This is a genomic window from Kitasatospora sp. NPDC057512 (assembly GCF_042802135.1).
GTDB lineage: Bacteria > Actinomycetota > Actinomycetes > Streptomycetales > Streptomycetaceae > Kitasatospora.
Genome location: NZ_JBHVET010000620.1, coordinates 1 through 5,295, shown reverse-complemented (window position 1 = coordinate 5,295; position 5,295 = coordinate 1). Strand labels below are relative to the sequence as shown.

Below are 5,295 nucleotides of genomic sequence, written 5' to 3'. Positions count from 1 at the left end.
CCCCGGGGCCTTGCGGTGGCCGGCGGCCGGGGGCGGTGGTGCGTCCGCCCCCGTGCGCGGCCAGGTGTCCGGAGTCCGGTCAGGCGGTGGTCTTGGTCTCGTTGACGTAGCTGACGATGCTGAAGCAGCTGCCGTCGGAGGCCTCGCTCAGGACCTTCAGCGCCTGGAGGTCCAGGATGTTGGCGACGTGCGCCTCGACCTCGGCGGCCTCGTCGACGTTCTGCTGCTCCATGTTCTCGTCCATGGTCGGACTCCCTTCCACATCGGGGTTGCCGCGGCTCCGGCGAGCGGCTGCCCGCCGTTGCCGACCATCGTGGCCCGGGCCGCCTGCGCGGGACTTCGGAGCCGGTTGGGAGCCGGTATGTCCGCAGGTCGGGGCGGTCGCGGCGGCCCTCGGAGCCCCGCGATCCCGGCCCCGGCGGTCTCCCGCACCCCGTCCCACCTGCGGCCATACCGCCCGCCAGGCACTTCCGAACCGGGCCCGAAGCCGCGCCCGCGACCCTGGCCGGGAACGCCCGCGCCCCCGCACCACCGCCCCGCCGCGCACCCCCGCTCCACCGCCCCGCCCGCACACCCCGCTCCACCGTTCCGCCCGCACACCCGCCCCGTCGCGCACACCCGTTCCGCTTCGCCGCGCACGCCCCGCACCGCGAAGGACGACCGAAGGACGGCCACCATGCCCTGCCCACTCTGCGCCCAACTCGTCGGCACCAACGACCAGTTCTGCCCCTCCTGCGGCACCCCCAGGGCCGCCGCCCTCGACCTGGCCGCCGAGGAGCGCAAGCTGGTCACCGTGGTCTTCTGCGACCTGGTCGACTCCACCGCCCTGTCCGGCGCGCTCGACCCGGAGACCCTGCGCGAGGTCGTCCTGCGCTACTTCGAGCGGATGCACCGCCGCATCGAGGCGCACGGCGGCACCCTGGAGAAGTTCATCGGGGACGCCGTGATGGCCGTCTTCGGTGTCCCGGTGATCCGGGAGGACGACGCCCACCGGGCGCTGGCCGCCGCGCTCGCCATGCTGGAGGACGTGGAGGACCTCAACACCGAGCTGGACGCCACCCTCGGCGTCCGGCTGGACGTCCGGATCGGCGTCAACACCGGCCAGGTGGTGGCGGGTTCGGACGCCTCGGCGCGCCAGGCGCTGATCTCCGGCGAGACCGTGAACATCGCCGCCCGGCTGCAGACCCGGGCCGCCCCCGGCCAGGTGCTGATCGGCCCGCAGACGCTGCGCGCGGCCGGCCCGGCCGCCCAGGTGGACGAGGTCGGACCGCTGCACCTCAAGGGCAAGGCCGAGCCGGTCACCGCCTACCGCCTGGTCGGCCTGGACGAGGACGACCCGGAGCTGCTGCGCCGCTTCGACGTCCCGCTGGTCGGCCGGGAGCGCGAACTGGCCCTGCTGGACGCCGCGTTGGCCCGGGTGGCGGGCGGTCAGGGGGCCGAGCTGCTGCTGGTGGCCGGCGAGGCGGGGATCGGCAAGACCCGGCTGGTGCGGGACTGGCGCGAGCGGGTCGGCCGGCGCACCGCGCGCTGCGGCACCGCCCGCTGCCGCAGCTTCGGCGGGCAGGGCGTGCTGGCGCCGCTCGCCGAGGCGGTCCGGACCCTGCTGGACGAGCCCGAGGGCGCCGCCCCCGCCGAGGCGCTGGCCCGGCTGGACGAGGCGACGGCGCCGGGCCTCGACACCGGCCGCTCGCTGGAGCTGCTGGCCGCGATCCTGCGGGGCCGCACCGTCGAGCGCCCGGCCGTCCTGGTCCTGGACGACTGCCAGTGGGCCGGCCCCGCGCTGCTGGACGCCGTCGAGTGGCTGGCCGCCGAACTCGGCGCGGCCCCCGTGCTGCTGCTCTGCCTGGCCCGGCCCGAGATCCCGGCCGCCCGACCGGAGCTGCCCACGCTTCCGGTCGGCGGGCTGTCCTGGGACGAATCCGCCCTGCTGGCCGCCCAGTTGACCGAGCTGAGCGCCCACCAGGACGCGGTGCCCACCCGGCTGCTGGAGCGCGCCGAGGGCAACCCGCTGCACCTGGAGGAGCTGCTGGCCGCCCTCACCGAGACCGAGGGCCCCGCGCTGACGGACGAACTGCCGCCCACCGGACGGGCGTTGCTCAGCGCCCAGATCGACGGGCTGGAGCGCGACGAGCGCGCCACCCTCGACCTCGCCGCGGTCCTCGGCCGCGCCTTCACCGCCGCCGAACTCGCCGAACTCGCCCACGGCGGCAGCGACCAGGACGCCTTCGCCGACCCGCAGGACGACGTCTTCACCGGCCCGATCGACGGCCTGCCGGCCGGCCCGTCCACCTGGGTCGACGACACCCCGCCGCGGCTGCACGCCGCGTTGGCCCGGCTGGCCGAGCTGCGGCTGGTCGAACCGACCGGCACCGGCTACCGGTTCAGCAGCGGCCTGGTCCAGGAGTCGGTCTACCAGTCCATGTCCAAGCGGGCCCGCGCCGAGCGCCACGAGCGCGCCGCCGACCTGCCGGCCGTCCGCGCCACCGGGGACGCCGCCGTCGGCGGCCACCTGGAGCGCGCCCACCGCTACCGGCTGGAACTCGGCCTGCTGGACACCCGCACCGACGTGCTGCGCACCCGCGCGGCCACCGCCCTCGGCACCGCCGGGGCCGGTGCGCTGGCCCGCGCCGACCTGCCCGCCGCCACCGACCTGCTGGAGCGCGCGGTACGGCTGCACTACCCGGGCGAGCGCGCCACCGGCCCGGTGCTGCGCCGCCTCGGCGAGGCCCGGCTGGCGCTCGGCCGCGCCGAGGAGGCACTGCCCGTCCTCGCCCAGGTGCGGGACGCGGCCGCCGACCCGCTGGACGCCGCGCACGCCCGGCTCGCACTGGCCGCCCGCGGCCTGCCGCCCGGCCAGGACCAGCCCGCCGCGACCGCCCGCGCCGTGCTGCCGCTGTTCACCGACACCGGGGACGACCTCGGCCAGGCCCGGGCCGGGCTGCGGCTGGCCGAGGAGCACCTGCTGGCCGGCCGCCACACCGAGGCCGAACAGCTGCTGGACCGGGCGCTCGGCCAGGTCTCCCGCACCGACGCCGAGCTGGACCGGGCCGCCGTGCTGGCCGCACTGGCCGCCTCGCTGCTGGCCGGCCCGGAGCCCGTCCCGAACGCGACCTTCCGGCTGCGCGCCCTGCTCGCCGAGCACGGCACTGGCCGACGGACCGTCCGGGTCGCGCTGAACGGCCCGCTGGCCGTCCTGCTGGCGCTGCGCGACCGCCCCGAGGAGGCCGAGCTGCTGCTCGCCGAGGCCAACGGCCTGGCCGGGGAGCTGTCGCTGGCCGAGGCGATGGTCGCGCTGCCCGCGCTGACCGCCCAGGCGACGGCCGCGCTCGGGCAGAGCGGCCAGGCGCTGGACCTGCTCGCCGACGCCGCCGAGATCGCCCGCCACCAGGGCAGCGCCGCCCCGCTGCCGCGCCTCGCCCTGACCACCGCCCGGGTCCTGCTGGACACCGACCGCCCGGCCCAGGCCGCCCGGCACCTGGACGGCGCGGACGCCGTCGCCGCGCTGCCGCCGGTGCTCGCGATCGAGCTGGACGCGCTGCGCGGCCGGCTCGCCGCCGCCCGGGGCGAGGCCGCGCCGGCGCTGGACCTGACCGCCGCCGCCCTGTCCGCCGCCGAGGCCACCGAGTCGCTGCTGCTCCAGGCGCTGACCGCGCTCGACCGGGCGCACGCCCTGCTGCTGCTCGACCGCCCCGCCGAGGCCGCGGCGGCCGCCGCCACCGCCCGGGACCGGTTCGCCGCCAAGGGCCACCTGCCGGGCGTCCGGCGCGCCGAGCGGCTCGGGGGCACCCGGTGAGCGGCCCGGCCGGCCTCACCTGGAGCCTGCGCGACCGCACCCCCGCCGACCTGCCGGTGCTCGCCGACGCCGTCGCCTCCGCCGCCGAGGCATCCGACGGCGAGGGCACCGGCAAGGGCGTCCGGGTCTGCGTGGTCGACTCCGGGGTCGAGCCCGACCACCCGCTGGTCGGGCCGGTGCAGGGCGCCTGGGCGGTGGTCAAGGACCCGGCCACCCGGGAGCTGACCGTCCGCCCCGACAGCGCCGGCGACACCTGCGGGCACGGCACCGCCTGCGCGGGCATCATCCGCCGCACCGCCCCGGACTGCGAGCTCTACAGCGTCCGGGTCCTCGGCGAGCGCTTCACCGGCACCGGCGACATGCTGATCGCCGGGCTGCGCTGGGCCGTCGGGCAGGGCTTCGACGTGGTCAACCTCAGCCTCTCCACCACCCGGACCCGCTTCCTGGAGCAGCTGCACGCGATCGCCGACGACGCCTTCTTCGCCCGCACCGCGATCGTCGCCTCCGCCCACAACACCCCGGTGGAGAGCTACCCGTGGCGCTTCTCCTCGGTCATCTCGGTGGGCAGCCACCAGGAGGAGGACCCGGAGCTGCACCTGTACAACCCGGCGCCGCCGGTGGAGTTCTTCGCGCCCGGCCAGAACGTCCGGGTGCCCTGGCTCGGCGGCGCCACCATCCGCACCACCGGCAACAGCTTCGCGACCCCGTACGTGGCCGGGCTCTGCGCCCGCATCCTGTCCCGGCGGCCGAGGCTGACCACCTTCCAGCTGAAGAGCGCGCTCTACCTCACCGCGGCCAACGTCCAGGTCCCTTCCACCCCCACCCCGGAGGCGCCCGATGACCCTCAGCACTGACCCCGCCGTCGACCCGCTGGCCCGCGAGCTGCTCCAGTCCGTGGTGGACGTCGCCCGGGCGATCTTCGGCGCCCAGGCCGGCTCGGTGTGCCTGCTCGACGAGGCGGCCGGGGAGCTGGTCTTCCAGGCCGTCTCCGGGCGGGGCGAGGAGTCGCTGGTGGGCCGCCGCTTCCCGGCCGGCCGGGGGATCGCCGGCTGGGTGGCCGCCTCCGGCGAGCCGATGGTGGTGGACGACCTGGGCGCCAACCGCACCTTCGACCGGGACTTCGCCGAGTCCACCGCGTACGTCCCGACGGCCCTGATGGCCGCCCCGCTCACCCACGGCAGCCGGGTGCTCGGCGTCCTGGAGGTGCTGGACCCGGCCCCGCAGGCCCGCGCCAGCCTGCCCGAGCTGGACCTGCTGGCCATGTTCGCCCGCCAGGCCGCCGCCGCCCTGCGGGTGATCGCCGAGCGCTCCCCCGCCCCGGAGCCGGCCCCCGACCGGGCCGCCGCCCTCGGCCTGCTCGCCGACCTGGAGGAGCTGCTGCGCCGTCAGCCCTGACCGGGAGCGCCGTCCAGCCGGGCGATCTGCCCGCGCTCCAGCGCCGCGTACACCGTGCCGTCCGGGGCGACGGCGATGCCGTGCGGCTCGGCGCCCCCGCCCGGGAG

Annotated in this window: 4 protein-coding genes and 1 pseudogene; 3 read left to right on the top strand and 2 right to left on the bottom strand. The window is 77.5% G+C overall.

Translation table 11 applies throughout. The annotated features are described in order from the left end of the window. Nucleotides 1-79: 79 nt before the first annotated feature. Nucleotides 80-244 (bottom strand): hypothetical protein, encoded by a 165-nt coding sequence (locus ACFU6K_RS30550; RefSeq protein WP_380668464.1) that lies wholly within the window; start codon nucleotides 242-244, stop codon nucleotides 80-82. A 432-nt stretch (nucleotides 245-676) separates the two neighbouring features. Between ACFU6K_RS30550 and ACFU6K_RS30545 the strand changes: the two genes are divergently transcribed. From ACFU6K_RS30545 to ACFU6K_RS30535, 3 genes are read left to right on the top strand one after another with little or no spacing between them, the layout of a single operon-like run. Then, the gene (locus ACFU6K_RS30545) at nucleotides 677-3,793 is read left to right on the top strand and encodes an adenylate/guanylate cyclase domain-containing protein (protein WP_380668462.1); all 3,117 of its coding nucleotides are present in this window, start codon (nucleotides 677-679) and stop codon (nucleotides 3,791-3,793) included. After that, nucleotides 3,790-4,647: a S8 family serine peptidase gene (locus ACFU6K_RS30540; protein ID WP_380668460.1), complete on the top strand. Its 858-nt coding sequence runs from the start codon at nucleotides 3,790-3,792 to the stop codon at nucleotides 4,645-4,647. Before ACFU6K_RS30545 ends, ACFU6K_RS30540 begins: the two co-directional genes overlap by 4 nt. Continuing rightward, on the top strand, nucleotides 4,631-5,188 hold the full coding sequence (locus tag ACFU6K_RS30535) for a GAF domain-containing protein (RefSeq protein WP_049661076.1): 558 nt from the start codon (nucleotides 4,631-4,633) through the stop codon (nucleotides 5,186-5,188). The genes ACFU6K_RS30540 and ACFU6K_RS30535 overlap by 17 nt, the downstream gene beginning before the upstream one ends. Here the strand turns inward: ACFU6K_RS30535 and ACFU6K_RS30530 are convergent. Next, nucleotides 5,179-5,295 (bottom strand): annotated as a pseudogene (locus ACFU6K_RS30530) (virginiamycin B lyase); the annotation flags it as partial. The gene ACFU6K_RS30535 and the pseudogene ACFU6K_RS30530 sit on opposite strands and share 10 nt — an antisense overlap.

Excerpts from the sequence above, each read along its gene's own strand:
- ACFU6K_RS30550 (WP_380668464.1), bottom strand. The coding sequence starts at position 244 with ATGGACGAGAACATGGAGCAGCAGAACGTCGACGAGGCCGCCGAGGTC.
- ACFU6K_RS30545 (WP_380668462.1), top strand. The coding sequence starts at position 677 with ATGCCCTGCCCACTCTGCGCCCAACTCGTCGGCACCAACGACCAGTTC.
- ACFU6K_RS30535 (WP_049661076.1), top strand. The coding sequence starts at position 4,631 with ATGACCCTCAGCACTGACCCCGCCGTCGACCCGCTGGCCCGCGAGCTG.